Origin of the sequence: Micromonospora globosa (assembly GCF_000717585.1) — a bacterium.
Classification (GTDB): domain Bacteria; phylum Actinomycetota; class Actinomycetes; order Mycobacteriales; family Micromonosporaceae; genus Micromonospora; species Micromonospora aurantiaca.
Window position 1 is genome coordinate 174979 of sequence record NZ_JNZR01000003.1, and the last position, 15740, is coordinate 190718.

The window sequence follows — 15740 nt, forward strand, 5'->3', positions numbered from 1 at the left end:
GCCAGCCTCAGTCCGTGCCCCGCTGACCGGCGCTGTCCTCGGCCGAGTCGGCGTCGGGCTGCCCGGCCGTGCCGGCCGCCGCGCGACGGTCCAGCACACCCCGGTTGAGGTGCAGTTCGACCAGGTCGTACATGATCTCGCGGGCGGTCGCGTCGTCGCTCGGGATGCGTTCCCCGTCGGCGCGGGTGACCAGGCAGAAGGCGACGTAGTGTCCGCGTACCTGCCAGGCGACCCGGGCCGCGGCCTTCTCCACCGCGTCGGTGTCGTCGCCCGCCGCCATGCCACGGAACCGTCCCTGGCGCGCGTCGAGCAGCGGCCGGATGCGGTCGCGTACCCGCTGGGCGGTGGCCACGTCGGTGAGGTTGAACAGACCGGCGGTGATCAGGTGGTCGCCGTCGGGGGAGCGGAGCGTGCCCCGCACCACCTGGTTGCAGCCGAGCCGGACCAGCAGGTCGGCGATCTCGCCGGTGGCCGCGACCTGGCACTTCGTGCTGGCCTGGGTCTTCAGCACCCGGTAGGCCGGTTTCCCGTCGGTGACCACCAGGTCCCTGGTCGGGAAGACCTCCTTGGCGGTGAGCGACGCCTGGTCGGTGTCCCGGGAGTCCAGGTCGGTGCCGCCGGACGGTGTGCTCGACTCGGTCGGCTGCGGGGTCGGCTGGCCCGCCGGCGGCGTGGTGGTGCGTTCGTCGAGCAGGGCCGCGACGGCGAGCCCGGTGAGCGAGAGCAGGAGCAGTACGGCGGCGCCGCCGACGAGCGTCTGCCAGAACCGGCCGCCGCCGCGGCGTTCGGCGCGCCGGGTCCGGGGCAGTTCGGAGACGTCGGCGGCGCGGGCGGTGGGGCTGGCCGGGATCGGCACCGTCGGCCGGTTCGCCGCCGCCGGTACGGGTGCCGGCATGGGCGGCGCGGGGTGCGGCACCGGGGAGGGCTCCCGTGGTGGGGCGGGCCGTCCCGGTGTCGGCGCCGGGGCCGGGGGCGCCGGAGCGGGTGCGCGAGCGTCGTCCGCCACCGCCTGCCCGCCGGGATCGGCCTGCTCGGCCGCGCCGGTCGGCGGCGGCGCCGCTTGCGGGCGCGGCGGCGGGGGCAGCGACGGCGTGGGGAAGCGGGAACGTGACGGACCCGCGGGCGGAGGCGTGGCTGCGGGCCCGTTCGGGGCCGACCCGGGCTTCGGGTACTCCAGGAAGGCGTCCTCATCGGACTCGTACCGGTACACCATGTGGCATAGAGTAGGACTGATTGTCCCTTTCAGGGGTAATATCGGGAAATTCTGGCGGAGTGGCGTGCGACCCCGCCCGTGACACCGTCGCCGGAACCCCTGCGGCCCGGTGCGAGAATGCGGGCGTGACCGGCGACCACTACTTCACAGCTGAGCCCTCGACCCCGGCCCGCCCCCGCGAGGTCGAGTTCACAGTCGCCGGGCGCGACTACACGCTCGCCTCGGCCGGCGGCGTCTTCTCCGCCGACCGGCTCGACCCGGGCACCGCCGTACTGCTGCGCAAGGCCGACCTGCCGGCCGCCGACGTCACCGGTGCGCTGCTCGACATCGGCTGCGGCTTCGGCCCGATCACCTGCGTCCTCGCCACTGTCGCGCCGAAGGCCACCGTCTGGGCCGTGGACGTCAACGAGCGCGCCCGCGCCCTCACCACCGCCAACGCGGCAAGGGTCGGTGCCGCCGACCGGGTACGCGCCGTCGCGCCGGACGAACTGCCGGACGACGTCACCTTCAGCCAAATCTGGTCCAACCCGCCGATCCACATCGGCAAGCCGGAACTGCACGGCCTGCTGCTGCGTTGGCTGCCCCGCCTCGCCCCGGACGGCGTGGCCTGGCTGGTCGTCGCCCGGCACCTCGGCGGCGACTCGCTGCACCGCTGGCTGGTCGAGCAGGGCTGGTCGGTCGAGCGGCACGCCAGCCAGAAGGGCTACCGGGTGCTGCGGGTCACCCGGTAATCCGGTGTCGTCCACCGACCCGGCTCGGGCAGGATGCCCGCGTGGGATACGTGGACGTGGCAGGAGTAGGGCACATCCTCCCGGACGGGCGTGAGCTGTTCAGCGACGTGTCGTTCCGGGTCGGTGAGGGTGCCAAGGTGGCGCTGGTCGGCCCGAACGGCGCCGGCAAGACCACGCTGCTGCGGATGGTCGCCGGTGACCTGCCGGTGAAGACCGGCGCTGTCGCCCGCTCCGGTGGGCTGGGCGTGATGCGGCAGTTCATCGGCATGATCGGCGACGAGTCCACGCTCGCCGACCTCGCCCTGTCGCTGGCGCCGCCGGCGCTGCGCGACGCCGGGCGGCGGCTCGCCGAGACCGAGGCGGCCATGCGGGCGGCCGAGGTCCGCGGCAAGTACAGCTCCGCCGCCGCCAAGACCCAGCTCGCGTACGCCGAGGCGCTCGCCGCGTGGGGCGAGACCGGCGGGTACGACGCCGAGGTCCTCTTCGACACCGTCGCCACCATCGTGCTCGACCTGCCCTGGGACAGCGCCCGGGAACGGCCGGTCCGCACGCTGTCCGGCGGCCAGCAGAAGCGCTTCGCGCTCGAGCTGCTGCTGCGCGGCCCCGACGAGGTGCTGCTGCTCGACGAGCCGGACAACTTCCTCGACGTACCCGGCAAACGCTGGCTGGAGGCGCGCCTGCGCGAGTCGGGCAAGTCCGTGCTCTACGTCTCGCACGACCGGGAACTGCTGGCGCAGACCGCCGACCGGGTCGTCGCGGTGGAGGGCGGCAGCGCCTGGGTGCACCCGGGCGGCTTCGCGAGCTGGCACGAGGCACGGGTGGCCCGCCACGCCCGCCTCGACGAGCTGCGCAAACGCTGGGACGAGGAGCACCAGAAGCTGCGCGAGCTGATGCTGATGTACAAGCAGAAGGCCGCGTACAACGACGGGATGGCCTCCCGCTACCAGGCCGCGCAGACCCGGTTGCGCAAGTTCGAGGAGGCCGGGCCGCCGCCCGTACCCCCGAAGGACCAGGACATCCGGATGCGCCTGACCGGCGGGCGGACCGGCAAGCGCGCGGTGATCGCCGAGCAGTTGGAGCTGGACGGCCTGACGTACCCGTTCGACCTGGAACTCTGGTACGGCGACCGGGTCGCGGTGCTCGGCGCGAACGGTACCGGCAAGTCGCACTTCCTGCGGCTGCTGGCCCGGGGCGGCACCGACCCGGAGCCGGGCAACACGCCTGTGGACGGCGCCGCCGCGCTCGCACCTGTCGCCCACGGCGGCGTGGTCCGGCTCGGCGCACGGGTCCGGCCCGGGCACTTCTCGCAGACCCACGACCGGCCGGAGCTGATGGGCAAGACGCTCGTCGAGGTGCTGTGGCGCGGCGACGACCACCGGGCCGGCATGGACCGGCACGCCGCGATGGCGGCGCTGTCCCGGTACGAGCTGGCCGGCCAGGGCGACCAGCGGTTCGGCACGCTCTCCGGCGGGCAGCAGGCGCGGTTCCTGGTGCTGCTGCTGGAGCTGTCCGGGGCCACGCTGCTGCTGCTCGACGAGCCCACCGACAACCTCGACCTGGCCTCGGCCGAGGCGCTGGAAGCCGGGCTGACCGCGTTCGAGGGGACTGTGGTCGCGGTGACACACGACAGGTGGTTCACCCGTACCTTCGACCGGTTCGTGCTGTTCCGGGGCGACGGCGACGTGGTGGAGACGCCGGAGCCGGTCTGGGACGTGAGGTGATCGACAGGGACCTGGCCGACCGGCTGTGCGCGGTGAACGGCGTGGTCGCGGTGGCGCTCGGCGGCAGCCGGGCCCGCGGCGACCACCGGCCCGACTCCGACTGGGACGTGGGCCTCTACTACCGGGGCGCGCCGGACCTGGCCGGGCTGCGCGCGGTGGCCGCCTCGATCGCCGACGGGCCGGTGGACCTCACCGCCCCGGGCGGCTGGGGGCCGTGGGTCGACGGGGGCGGCTGGCTGCGCGTCGGCGGGGTGGCGGTGGACTGGATCTACCGCGACCTGGACCGGGTGCACCGGGTCTGGGCGGACTGCCGGGCCGGCCGCTACACGGTCGAGGCGCAGGCCGGGCATCCGCTCGGTTTCTACTCGCACGCGTACGCCGGGGAGGTGGCGCTCGGGCGGGTGCTCGGCGACCCGACCGGTGAGCTGACCGCGCTGCGGGCCGAGACCGTCGACTACCCGCCCGCGCTCGGCGCCGCGCTGGTCGCCGGTGGCTGGGAGACCGGGCTGCTGCTCGACGGCGCCGCGAAGGGCGCCGCAGGGGGTGACGCCGGCTACGTGGCGGGCTGCCTGTTCCGGGTGGTCGGCGTGCTGGTCCACGCGCTGCACGGCCGGGCCGGGCGGTGGCTGGTCAACGAGAAGGGCATGATCGTCTCCGCCGGACGCCTGCCCGGTGCGCCGCCGGACTTCGCCGAGCGGGCGCAGGCGCTGCTGGGCGCGGTGGGGCGTACCCCTGAGGAACTGGCGGCGACGATCGGTGCCGCCCGGACGCTGGCCGACCAGGTGCTGCCGCTGCCCGGATGACATCCGGGCAGCGGGCATAGGGTGGATCTCGTGAGTGAGATGACCTATCGCCGGCTGGGCGACTCCGGGCTCGTGGTGTCAGTGGTCGGTATCGGCTGCAACAACTTCGGCCGCAAACTCGACCTCGACGGCACCCGGGCGGTGGTGGACGCCGCGCTCGACGCCGGGATCAACTTCTTCGACACCGCCGACATCTACGGCGAGCCGCAGGGCGCCTCCGAGGAACTGCTCGGCCAGGCGCTCAAGGGCCGCCGCGACGACGTGGTGGTGGCCACCAAGTTCGGCATGGACATGAACGGCGCGAACGGGCCGGACCACGGCGCCCGGGGCGCCCGCCGCTACATCGCCCGCGCGGTCGAGGCGTCGCTGCGCCGGCTCGGCACCGACCACATCGACCTGTACCAGATGCACGAGCCCGACCCGGGCACCCCGATCGACGAGACGCTCGCCGCGCTGGACGACCTGGTGACCGCCGGCAAGGTGCGCTACCTCGGCAACTCCAACTTCGCCGGGTGGCAGATCGCCGACGCCGACTGGACCGCGTCGTCGCAGGGGCGTACCCGGTTCATCTCCGCGCAGAACCACTACTCGCTGGTGGAGCGCGGGGTGGAGGACGAGGTGATCCCCGCCTGCGAGCGGTTCGGCCTCGGCATGCTGCCGTTCTTCCCGCTCGCCAACGGGCTGCTCACCGGCAAGTACAAGCGCGGCGAGGCGCCCCCGGCGGGCAGCCGCCTGGCCGGTGGCGGCCGGTACGCCGAGCGGCTGGCCGCCGCGCGCTGGGACGTCATCGAGGCGATCGAGGCGTACGCGGCCGAGCGCGGCATCAGCATGCTCCAGGTGGCGATCGGCGGCCTGGCGGCCCGTCCCGCCGTGACGTCGGTGATCGCCGGCGCCACCACTCCCGACCAGGTGAAGGCCAATGCCGAAGCCGGGACGTGGCAGCCGTCCGACGAGGACCTGACCGCCTTGGACGCCATCCTCTGACCGTCCCTGCCAGTACATACGCGCCCGCTCGCGCGTCGGGGGTGCGCTCGCTCGTCGGCGTGCGAGCGTCGGGGCTTGCCCCGCGCGGCGTGCGCCCACCGTGGCCCGCCCGCCCGCCCGCGCGCGGAGGCACCCGTGGCGTTCCACTCAGGGGCAGCGCTCACGATGAGTGGAACGGTATGGGTGTCAAGAGGGCCCACAGACACCCACGGCGTTCCACTCGTCGCCAGATTCAGTCGCGAGTGGAACGCCATAAGTGTCTGTGGGCGGCCTCCTGACGCCCGTGGTGTCTTGGGCGTCCCGGCCCGGCCCGGCCAGGTGGCGGGTGGCGGCCGGGGGCGCGGCGGGGCGAGACTCGGGGCTGTGGGGCTGTGGGGCTGCGGCTGTGGGGCTGCGGGCTGTGGGCTGCGAGCCGGGGTGCGGGGGGCTGCGGGTGCGGATCAGTGGTTTGCCGCGGCGGCGCGACGTTCTGCCAGGGCCTGGCGCACCAGGGCGACAGTGGCGTCGGGCCGGCGTAGCACGTCGTCGACGGTGAACCGGAGCACGACCCACCCGGCCGCGCGGAGCGCGTTCAGGCGCGCCACGTCCCGCCGGAAGTGAGCCCGTTCCCGGTGGTGGTCGCCGTCGTACTCGACCGCGAGGCGGAGAGCCGGCCAGGCCAGGTCCACCCGGGCCACGAAGCGTCCGCCGGTGCGCACCTCGTGCTGGGCGGTCAGCGGGCCGAGACCGGCGTCGAGGAGGAGCAGCCGCAGCCGCGTCTCCATCGGGGACTCGCTCAACGGCTCGGCCATCGCCAGTACCTCGCGCAGCAGCGGAGCGCCCGGCCAACCCGGCCGGTCGGCGGCGTAGGCCCGCAGGACGGGCAGCTTCACGACCCGGCGACGCAGCAGCGCGTCGACGGCGACCAGCGCCTCGGCGAGTGAGCCCTGCCGGCCCAGGTCGAACGCGGTACGCAGCGGGGTCGTGACCGGCAGCCCCGCGAACCGGGTGCGGTCCGACTCGGGCAGGGGCGACCGGGTCACCAGCAGCCGTGGATGAGGACGCATGCGGGCCGGGCTCGGCAGCAGCACGGTGACCGGCGCGTCGCGGCTGAGCACGTCCGTGCCGAACAGCCAGGCGGCGCTGCGTCCCGCCAGTGCGGCACCCGGCGGCAGGCGCAACGCCACCGCCTCGCACCACATCCGGTGGTCGTCGGCGCGGTGTCCGTCCCGGTGCACGTACACGTCCGGCAGCAGGCGGATCCAGGTCGGCCCGCGCAGCATCGTCCAGGTGAGCAGTCCTTCGGAGACGGCACGGCTGCCCCGGAACGGCAGGATCGCCAGGCGGCGCGGGACACGGGCGGGAACGGACATCCGGCAGCGTGTCGTGACGAGACGATCACCTGTTGCCCCGGTACGGCATGTGAACGGTTCCTGGGAAAAACCTCACCCGGGGTTCCGTACGGGCGGGAGGCGTCGTACGGTAGGCCGCAAGTGACCCACGGGAGCCCGGTGCGGACCGGGCTGAGAGGGGGGCTGGGAGCCCCCGACCGTCGAACCTGATCCGGGTAATGCCGGCGCAGGGAGGAGCGTTGCCGTGCTGTCCCTGGGACGACTGCATCTCATCACCGACACCCGGCCGGGGCGTGACCCGCTCGCCGTGCTGCGTGCCGCCCTGCCCGTGGCGGGCGCCGAACTCGTCGTGCAGGTGCGCGTGGAGGACGACGCCACCGACCGGGAGGCGTACGAGCTGGCGTGCCGGGTGACCGAGGCGTGCCGGCCGTACGGGGCACAGTGCCTGGTCAACGACCGGCTGCACGTGGCGCTCGCGGTGGACGCCGCCGGGGGCCACGTCGGCGCGGACGATCTGCCGGTCGCAGCCGCGCGCTGCGTGCTCGGCCCGGACGCGGTGCTCGGCGCGACCGCCCGGGAGCCGGTGAGCGCCCGTACGGCCGTGGATGCGGGCGCGAGCTACCTGGGCGTGGGCCCGTGCCACGTCACCACCACCAAGTCCGGCCTGCCGGACCCGATCGGCCCCGAGGGGATACGCGCGGTCGCCGAGGCGGTCAGCGTCCCGGTGATCGCGATCGGTGGGGTGACGGCCGCGAGCGTGCCGGCGCTGCGGGCCGCCGGGGCGTACGGGGTGGCGGTGGTCGGCGCGCTCAGCCTGGCTGCCGATCCGGCGCACGCCACCGCCGAGCTGCTGCGGGCGCTGACGTGTTAAGAGGGGGCCCTTCCTCTACCGGAGGCGTTAACAGGGGGCCCTTCCTTACCGACGTGGCGGTGGTGGGCGCCGGGCCGGTGGGACTCGCGATCGCGTGGCGGTGCGCGCAGCGCGGACTGCGCGTGGTGGTGCACGACGACCGGCCCGGGTCGGGCGCCTCGTCGGTGGCCGCCGGGATGCTGTCGCCGGTCGCGGAGGCGTACTTCGGTGAGCACGAACTCACAGCGCTTCTCGTCGGGTCCGCCGCCCGCTGGCCCGGTTTCGCGGCCGAACTGGCCGGGGCGAGCGGCGTCGACCTCGGGTACCGCACCGAGGGCACGCTCGTCGTCGGGCTCACCGCCGACGACCTGGCCGAGGCGGGGCGGCTGTGGTCGTACCAACGGGGTCTGGGACTGCCGATCACGCCGCTGCGGCCCTCGGAGCTGCGCGACCGCGAGCCGGCGCTGGCACCGCGCGTGCGCGGCGGCGCGGTGGCCCCCGGCGACCACCAAGTGGATCCGCGACGGCTGGTCGCCGCGTTGCGCACTGCTGCGGAACGCGTCGGCGTGGAGCTGCGCCCGGCCCGCGTCGGCGCGCTGTCCGAGGTGGACGCCCGGGTCACTGTGGTCGCGGCCGGCTGCGGCGCGGCGAGCCTGACCGGCCTGCCGGTCCGGCCGGTCAAGGGCCAGGTGCTGCGGCTGCGCGCGCCGGGTGGCGGTCCGCCGGGCTTCCGGCACGTGATCCGGGGGTACGCGGACAGCGAGCCGGTCTACCTGGTGCCCCGGGACAGCGGTGAGGTCGTGGTCGGGGCGACTGTGGAGGAGCGCGCGGACACCGAGGTCACCGCCGGTGGCGTGCTGACACTGCTGCGCGCCGCCGCCGAGCTGGTGCCGGAACTCGTCGAGTACGAGCTGGTGGAGGCCGTTGCCGGGCTGCGCCCCGGTACGCCCGACAACGCGCCGATCATCGGGCCGCTCCCCGGGCAGTCGGGCGTGCTCGCGGCGACCGGGCACCACAGGCACGGCATCGTGCTCACCCCGGTCACCGCCGACATGGTCACCGAGCTGATCGTCACCGGCGAGCCGGATCCCGCGCTCGCCCCCTTCACCCCGGACCGCTTCGGGAAGGAGCGCACGTGGAACTGATCGTCAACGGCACCGGCCGGACGCTGCCCGAGGGCGTCACCGTCGCCGAGGTGGTCCGCACCGTCACCGACCGGGAGCGCGGGCTCGCCGTAGCGGTCAACGGCGAGGTGGTGCCACGCGGCGGCTGGTCGGCGAGCGTGCTGCGCGACGGCGACCGGGTCGAGGTACTCAGCGCCACCCAGGGCGGGTGAACGGATGTCCGCACTGGAGATCGGCGGGGTCGCGTTCGGCTCGCGGCTCATCCTCGGCACCGGCGGCGCGGCCAACCTGCACGTGCTGGAGCAGGCGATCCGCGCCTCCGGCACCGAGCTGGTGACGTTGGCGCTGCGCCGGGTGGACACCACGCCCGGCGGCTCGGGCGGCCTGCTCGACCTGGTGGAGCGGTGCGGCGTACGGCTGCTGCCGAACACGGCCGGCTGCCGCACCGCCGTGGAGGCGGTGAAGACGGCGCACCTGGCCCGGGAGGCGTTCGACACGGACTGGGTGAAGCTGGAGGTGATCGGCGACGAGCGCACGCTCCTGCCCGACGGGGTGGAGCTGCTGCGCGCCGCCGAGGAACTGGTGGCCGACGGGTTCACAGTGCTGCCGTACACCTCGGACGATCCCGTGCTGGCCCGGCGGCTGGCCGACGTGGGCTGCGCGGCGGTGATGCCGGCCGGGTCGCCGATCGGCTCCGGGCTGGGCATCGGCAACCCGCACCACATCCGGCTGATCCGGGCGGCTGTGGACGTGCCGGTGGTGCTGGACGCGGGCATCGGCACCGCCTCCGACGCGGCCCTGGCGATGGAGCTGGGCTGCGACGCGGTGCTGCTGGCCAGTGCCGTGACCCGGGCCGCCGACCCGGTGGCGATGGCCACGGCCATGCGGTACGCGGTCGAGGCCGGGCACCTGGCGTACGGCGCGGGCCGCATCACCCGTCGCTTCCACGCCTTGCCGTCCACCCCCGACGAGGGACGGCCGGACCTGTGACCGCTCTACGCGTTGCGGATCCTGGTACGGAGGCGCCCGTGGAGGGGCGGCCGCGTACCAAGATCTACACCGGCCCGACCGGGGTCGTGCTGCTCACCGATCGGCGGGTCGCCAAGAGGGCGCTCGTCGACGTGGTCGCGGGGGCCGTCGGCGGGGGAGTGCGCTGGGTGGTGCTGCGGGAGAAGGACCTGCCCCGCGCCGAACGCCTCGCGCTCGCCGTCGAGCTGCGCGCGATCCTCGCCGAGGCGGGCGGCACGCTCGTCGTGGCCGGACCCGATCCGCTCGACGGGGACGCGGTGCACCTGCCCGCCGCCGGCCCGTACCCGCCGCCCGCAGTCGGATTGGTCGGCCGGTCCTGTCACGACACCGCCGAGCTGGCCCGGCTCACCACCGAGCACTACGCCACGCTGTCCCCGGTCTACGAGACAAGAACAAAGCCCGGCTACGGCCCACCCCTGCAACCCGACGGACTGCGCGAGCTGATCGCGGTGACCAAGGTGCCCGTGCTGGCACTAGGCGGCATCGAAACGGCAGCTCAGGTCAGTGCATGCGTGGAGGCGGGCGCCACCGGAGTAGCAGTCCTGGGCACCATCATGCGCGCCGACGACCCCACCGAAACCGCCACCACGCTGGGCAGAGCCTTCCAGGAGGCGGCCACCCGTGTGGCGCGCACCCACCCCGCGCGATCCGACCACGGCCCGCACGCGACAGGGCTGCGGCCGACCGTGCCCACGGAGGGATCAAGCCTGACCGCCCGGAGTGGGCACGGTCGGCCGCAGCCCCGACCGCAACCACTGTCGGCCGCAGCCGTCACAGCAACCGCCGGAGAAGAGAACCAGTGACGCCGAAAACAGTTCTCAGCATCGCCGGCTCCGACTCCGGAGCGGGAGCGGGCATCCAGGCCGACCTCAAGACGTTCGCCGCGCTCGGGGCGTACGGCACCACAGTGCTCACCGCCGTCACCGCGCAGAGCACCCGGGGCGTGGACGCCGTCCTGCCCCTGCCGCCGCAGACAGTGCGCGACCAGATGGACAGCGTCCTCGGCGACTTCGACGTGCGCGCCGTGAAGACCGGCATGCTCGGCACCCCCGCGGTCGCCGACGCGGTGGCCGAGGCGGCCCGGGCCGGGCGGCTGCCGCACCTGGTCGTCGACCCGGTACTGGTCGCCACGAGCGGGCACCGGCTCGGCGTGGTGGAGGCGGTCGAGCGGCTCCTGCCGTACGCGGAGGTGGCGACACCGAACTGCGCGGAGGCCGCGGCCCTCACCGGAGGCCCGGTGGGCACCGTCGAGGAGATGGTCGCGGCGGCCGAGGCGCTGGCGGCGCGCGGACCGGCGTTCGTGGTGGTGACCGGCGGCGACGTGGACGCCGACGGCGAGTCGGTGGACGTGCTCGCCGGCGGCGGGACGACCCGCCTGCTGCGCGCGCCCCGGGTGGACACCCGGCACAACCACGGCACCGGCTGTTCGTTCTCGGCCGCCGTCGCGGTCCGGCTCGCCGCGGGCGACGCGGTGCCGGTCGCGGTGGCGGCCGCCAAGGAGTACGTCACCCGCGCGCTGACCGGCGCGCGGACCTGGGAGCTGGGCGCGGGACGCGGCCCGCTGGACCACTTCGGCTGGTCCGCATGAGCGACAGGGAGGCTGTCATGCAGGCACGTCGCAAGGTGTACGTGGAAGGGTCACGCCCGGACGTCCGGGTGCCGTTCACCGAGGTGACGCTGGCCGGAGACAACCCTCCGGTACGGCTCTACGACACCTCCGGTCCCGGCTCCGACCCGGAGGTGGGGCTGCCCGCGCTGCGCGGAACGTGGATCGCCGAGCGCGGCGACGTGGCCCCGGTACGCGGCGCCGGCACGCCGCTGGCGGGTGTGGAGGGGAAGCGGCCGACGCAGTTCGCGTACGCCCGGGCCGGGATCGTCACTCCGGAGATGGAGTTCGTGGCGGTCCGGGAGTCGGTGGCGCCGGAGTTCGTCCGGGACGAGATCGCGGCCGGGCGGGCCGTGCTGCCGCTCAACGTCAACCACCCCGAGTGCGAGCCGGCCATCATCGGCAAGGCGTTCCTGGTGAAGGTCAACGCCAACATCGGCACCTCGGCTGTCACCTCGTCGGTGGCCGAGGAGGTGGAGAAGCTGACCTGGGCCACCCGGTGGGGCGCGGACACCGTGATGGACCTGTCCACCGGCAAGCGCATCCACGAGACCCGCGAGGCGATCGTGCGGAACGCGCCGGTGCCGATCGGCACGGTGCCGATCTACCAGGCGCTGGAGAAGGTCGGCGGCGACCCGGTGAAGCTGAGCTGGGAGGTGTTCCGCGAGACCGTCATCGAGCAGGCGGAGCAGGGCGTCGACTACATGACGGTGCACGCCGGGGTACTGCTGCCGTACGTGCCGCTGGCGGTGGACCGGGTCACCGGGATCGTGTCGCGGGGTGGCTCGATCATGGCGGCCTGGTGCCTGGCGCACCACGAGGAGAACTTCCTCTACACGAACTTCCGGGAGCTGTGTTCGCTGCTCGCGAAGTACGACGTGACGTTCTCCCTCGGTGACGGCCTGCGCCCCGGTTCCATCGCGGACGCCAACGACGAGGCGCAGTTCGCCGAGCTGCGCACGCTCGGTGAGCTGACGAAGGTCGCCTGGGAGTACGACGTCCAGGTGATGATCGAAGGCCCCGGGCACGTGCCGATGCACAAGATCAAGGAGAACGTGGACCTCCAGCAGGAGTGGTGCCACGAGGCGCCGTTCTACACGCTCGGCCCGCTGACCACCGACGTCGCGCCCGCGTACGACCACATCACCTCCGCGATCGGCGCGGCGATGATCGGCATGTTCGGCACCGCGATGCTCTGCTACGTCACCCCGAAGGAGCACCTCGGGCTGCCCGACCGCGACGACGTGAAGGCGGGCGTGATCGCGTACAAGATCGCCGCGCACGCGGCCGACCTGGCCAAGGGGCACCCCGGCGCGCAGGCGTGGGACGACGCGCTGTCCAAGGCCCGGTTCGAGTTCCGCTGGGAGGACCAGTTCAACCTGGCGCTGGACCCGGAGACCGCGCGGGCGTACCACGACGCGACGCTGCCCGCCGAGCCCGCCAAGACCGCGCACTTCTGCTCGATGTGCGGGCCGAAGTTCTGCTCCATGAAGATCACCCAGGAGTTGAAGGACTACGCGGCGCGGGGCATGCGCGGCAAGTCGGAGGAGTTCGTCGCCTCCGGGTCACGGGTCTACCTGCCGCTGGCGTGAGCGAGGCCCGGGGCGGGTCGCTTCCGGCCCGCCCCGGGCCGCGTTCACTCGCGGTGGTGCCGCCCGGTACGCAGCGAGCGGGCGTCGTCGGCGTTGTCGTCCGAGGCGAGACCGGCGACCCAGTCCACGTACTCGTCGTCGGCCTCGGCACCCGGCTCGGCCGTCCGGTCGGCCGGCTCCGGGTCGCCCTTGGCCCGGTTGCGCCGGAACAGGCCGCGCCGGGTCTTCGGCTTCCCGCCGGACGCGTCGGCGTCGTCCGGTCCGGCGTGCCGCCCGCGCCGGGAGTCCGCCTCCGTCTCCGCGGCGGCGGCCTCGGGCAGCGCGGCACCCGCCTCGCCCGGTGCGGCGGTCGCCGCCTCGGGCCGGGCGACAGGTCTCCCCGCCTCCGGCCGGGCGAGCGGCCCCGCCGGGCGGGCGTTCGTGGCGAGCGCGTCCCATCCGGTGCTCGCGCCCGGCTCGGGCAGGCCACGGTGGCGGGGGCGCGGCGCCGGCTCGGCCGGGGCGGACGCCTCCGCGTCGTCCCGGGCCGGTGCGTCCGGTTCGGTGGTGGCGCGGTGCGGGCGGGCCGCCGGGGTGATCGGCCAGGCCGGGCGTACCTCGCCGGGCGCTCCGGTGACGTCCTCGAACATCGGGAACCGGGGCCGGGACGACGGGGTCGGCGCCGGGTCGTCGAAGAAGAAATTGCGTCCGGGACGTCCGGTCGGTGCGACATCCCCCGTGGGGGCATCGGTGCGGGGAGCCGGGCTGCTCGACGTCGTCAGCGGGGCGTCGGCCGGGCTGCTCGGCATCGTCGACCTGGCGTCGGCCTGCTCGATCGGCGTCGTCGGCGCGGCGTCGGCCGGGCCGGAGCCGGGGGAGGCCGGGCCGGTGGCACGCGGTCCGGCCTTCGGGGCGCGGGGGCGCCGGGAGCGGGTGGAGCGGCCCGTGGCGCCGGTGTCTCCGGTGGCCTCGGCCGGTGGCGCGGCGGGGGTGCCGCTGTCCGCGTCGGCCGTGACCGGTCCGGCGAGCGCGCCACTGTCAGTACGCGGGCCGGGAACGTGGCCCTCGGCGGTGCCGCCGGTGGCCGGTGACGTGGCTTCCGAGGTGGTGCCCGCAGCGGCGCTCGGGGAGGCGGCATCCGCTGGGCGGGGTGCTGTGGCGTCGGCGGGTGCCGTCGATCCGTCGGTGGTGCCGCTGGACCGGCTGGCGCGGGTACGGCGCGGCCGGGTCACCCGTGGCGTGGTCGCCGCCGCTTGCTGGGGCGGTTCCGGTGCGGCATCGTCCGTGCCGGCTGCCGAGCCGGTGCCCGAGGCGGCCTCACTGTCCGCCGGGATGCCGGTCGCCTGCCCGGACGTTGCATCGGCAGGTTCGGCACCGGCAACGGCCCGGTCGGCGGTGCCTGCGCGGTCCGTGGTGACCGCCTCGCCGGTGCCGCCCGTGTGGGCGGTGCCCATGTCCGTGCCCGGAACCGTGCCCATGTCCGTGCCTGGACCAGGGACCGGGACCGGGTCGGGGCGGCCCGCGGCGAGGACGTCGATGGCCGAGGTCCGGCGCCCCGGGGGCAGCAGACCCGGCATGGGCTGGCCGTGGCCCGTGTCGGCGACGGCCGGGCGCTCACCCGCCGGCCGTTCCGCAACGGCCGGCTGATCGACGGCGGGCAGACCCGCGAGGGCCGGCCGGCCGGCGGCGGGAAGATCGGTACCGGCCGGAGCCGTCGCCGTGGCCGAGCCGCCGGGCTCCGGCCAGTTCCAGTGCGCCGGCGCGGCGGCGCCGCTCGTCACCGGAGGCGCGGGCGGGGCGGCCGGGGCGCCCGGAGTGGACGAGTGCGGCAGCGGCGCGAGGATGTCGGTGGCCTCGACGGCGTCGGGGTCACCGGTGGCGGTGACCGGCCGGGGCAGCACTGTGGTGGCGGTCGAGCCGAGCGCACCGGCGATCACGGCGATCAGCGCGCCGTAGTAGGGCGCGACCTGGTAGCGGTCGGTCGCCGAGCCGGGACCGGCGGTCAGGTAGGCGAACGCGACGAGCACCGGGCCGGCCGCCCCGGCCGCGCCGCCCACCAGCGGCGGCCATCCGGCCCGGCGGGCGAGCACGCCGACCGCCCCGCCGGCCAGCAGCGTGAGCACCGGCAGCAGCAGCATGGACAGGCGTTGCGCCGCCTCCGGATCCAGCCAGGAGGGTTCGAGGACGCCGAGCCGTACCGTGGCCAGCGGCCGGCTGGACACGATCGTGGGCGCGACGGAGAGCAGCGCCATCAGCCAGACGATCCCGGCGGTGATCGCCACGCCCCAGCCGAACGGCGGCTTGAGCAGGACGGCGATCGCGGCGCCCGCTCCGACCACCGCGCCGAGGGCGGCGCAGATACCTGCGGCCCAGACCGGGTCGACGGATCCGCCCAGCTCGGCCGCGCGGGCCGGTTGCATGCACAGCGGGGCGACCACCGTCGCGCCCAGCGCGCTGACGCCGGCGATGGAGAGCAGTTCGGTGGTGCCGCCGGGACTGTCGTCGTGGCGGGCGAAGCGCTCGGTGAGGACGGCTCCGGCGACCGTGGCGACAGCGGCGAACCAGCCCACCCAGACGAGCTGGGCGGGCCACCGGTTGACCGAGACGTCCACGAACGCGCCGTCGAGGCGTACGACTCCGAAGCCGTACGCGATCCCCAACTGGCCGGCCCCGGCCAGCACGCTCACCCCGAGCGCCGTGAGCAGCAGCCTGCCCCACGTCCGAAAGGCCATGTCGGGCACGTTACGGCCCGGTGCCCCCGATCGCCACCTTGCCGC

General features: G+C 74.9%; 14 protein-coding genes and 1 riboswitch. Of the genes, 11 read left to right on the forward strand and 3 right to left on the reverse strand.

Translation table 11 applies throughout. The annotated features are described in order from the left end of the window. Positions 1-7: 7 nt before the first annotated feature. Positions 8-1213, reverse strand: a complete 1206-nt coding sequence (locus tag IF06_RS0105290; RefSeq protein ID WP_269635806.1) for a hypothetical protein — start codon at positions 1211-1213, stop codon at positions 8-10. A gap of 125 nt (positions 1214-1338) precedes the next feature. Here IF06_RS0105290 and IF06_RS0105295 point away from each other — a divergent pair, with 125 nt between their 5' ends. The 4 genes from IF06_RS0105295 to IF06_RS0105310 are packed head-to-tail and all read left to right on the forward strand — an operon-like array spanning position 1339 to position 5452. Continuing rightward, a complete protein-coding gene (locus IF06_RS0105295; RefSeq protein WP_030269341.1) occupies positions 1339-1944 on the forward strand; it encodes a class I SAM-dependent methyltransferase in 606 nt (201 codons plus the stop codon). Positions 1945-1985: 41 nt separating this feature from the next. Next, positions 1986-3665, forward strand: a complete 1680-nt coding sequence (locus IF06_RS0105300) for an ABC-F family ATP-binding cassette domain-containing protein (protein ID WP_030269343.1) — start codon at positions 1986-1988, stop codon at positions 3663-3665. Beyond that, positions 3662-4468, forward strand: a complete 807-nt coding sequence (locus IF06_RS0105305; RefSeq protein ID WP_030269345.1) for a nucleotidyltransferase family protein — start codon at positions 3662-3664, stop codon at positions 4466-4468. Before IF06_RS0105300 ends, IF06_RS0105305 begins: the two co-directional genes overlap by 4 nt. 21 nt (positions 4469-4489) lie before the next feature. Beyond that, positions 4490-5452 carry an aldo/keto reductase gene (locus IF06_RS0105310; RefSeq protein WP_186466411.1) on the forward strand — a complete coding sequence of 321 codons (963 nt, stop codon included), beginning with the start codon at positions 4490-4492 and terminating at the stop codon, positions 5450-5452. A 440-nt stretch (positions 5453-5892) separates the two neighbouring features. Here IF06_RS0105310 and IF06_RS0105315 read toward each other — a convergent pair whose 3' ends face one another. Continuing rightward, entirely contained in the window at positions 5893-6804 is a 912-nt protein-coding gene (locus IF06_RS0105315) for a DUF559 domain-containing protein (protein ID WP_030269350.1), read from the reverse strand. Positions 6805-6921: 117 nt separating this feature from the next. Further along, a riboswitch (TPP riboswitch) is annotated at positions 6922-7033 on the forward strand. Here IF06_RS0105315 and thiE point away from each other — a divergent pair. From thiE to thiC, 7 genes are all read left to right on the forward strand, one after another. After that, positions 7028-7654, forward strand: coding sequence for a thiamine phosphate synthase (gene thiE, locus IF06_RS0105320; protein ID WP_030269352.1), 627 nt, complete (start codon positions 7028-7030; stop codon positions 7652-7654). Its footprint overlaps the riboswitch before it by 6 nt. After that, positions 7648-8778, forward strand: coding sequence for a glycine oxidase ThiO (thiO, locus tag IF06_RS0105325; protein ID WP_198039647.1), 1131 nt, complete (start codon positions 7648-7650; stop codon positions 8776-8778). Before thiE ends, thiO begins: the two co-directional genes overlap by 7 nt. Then, the gene (gene thiS, locus IF06_RS0105330; RefSeq protein WP_013288601.1) at positions 8769-8969 is read left to right on the forward strand and encodes a sulfur carrier protein ThiS; all 201 of its coding nucleotides are present in this window, start codon (positions 8769-8771) and stop codon (positions 8967-8969) included. Before thiO ends, thiS begins: the two co-directional genes overlap by 10 nt. 4 nt (positions 8970-8973) lie before the next feature. Further along, on the forward strand, positions 8974-9747 hold the full coding sequence (locus tag IF06_RS0105335) for a thiazole synthase (protein WP_030269358.1): 774 nt from the start codon (positions 8974-8976) through the stop codon (positions 9745-9747). A 38-nt stretch (positions 9748-9785) separates the two neighbouring features. Then, entirely contained in the window at positions 9786-10589 is an 804-nt protein-coding gene (locus tag IF06_RS0105340; RefSeq protein ID WP_036310244.1) for a thiamine phosphate synthase, read from the forward strand. After that, positions 10586-11374, forward strand: coding sequence for a bifunctional hydroxymethylpyrimidine kinase/phosphomethylpyrimidine kinase (thiD, locus tag IF06_RS0105345; protein ID WP_013288598.1), 789 nt, complete (start codon positions 10586-10588; stop codon positions 11372-11374). Before IF06_RS0105340 ends, thiD begins: the two co-directional genes overlap by 4 nt. A gap of 17 nt (positions 11375-11391) precedes the next feature. Next, the gene (gene thiC / locus IF06_RS0105350; RefSeq protein WP_084588787.1) at positions 11392-12984 is read left to right on the forward strand and encodes a phosphomethylpyrimidine synthase ThiC; all 1593 of its coding nucleotides are present in this window, start codon (positions 11392-11394) and stop codon (positions 12982-12984) included. A gap of 44 nt (positions 12985-13028) precedes the next feature. Here thiC and IF06_RS0105355 read toward each other — a convergent pair whose 3' ends face one another. Beyond that, positions 13029-15695 (reverse strand): hypothetical protein, encoded by a 2667-nt coding sequence (locus IF06_RS0105355; RefSeq protein WP_030269365.1) that lies wholly within the window; start codon positions 15693-15695, stop codon positions 13029-13031. Positions 15696-15740: the final 45 nt, after the last annotated feature.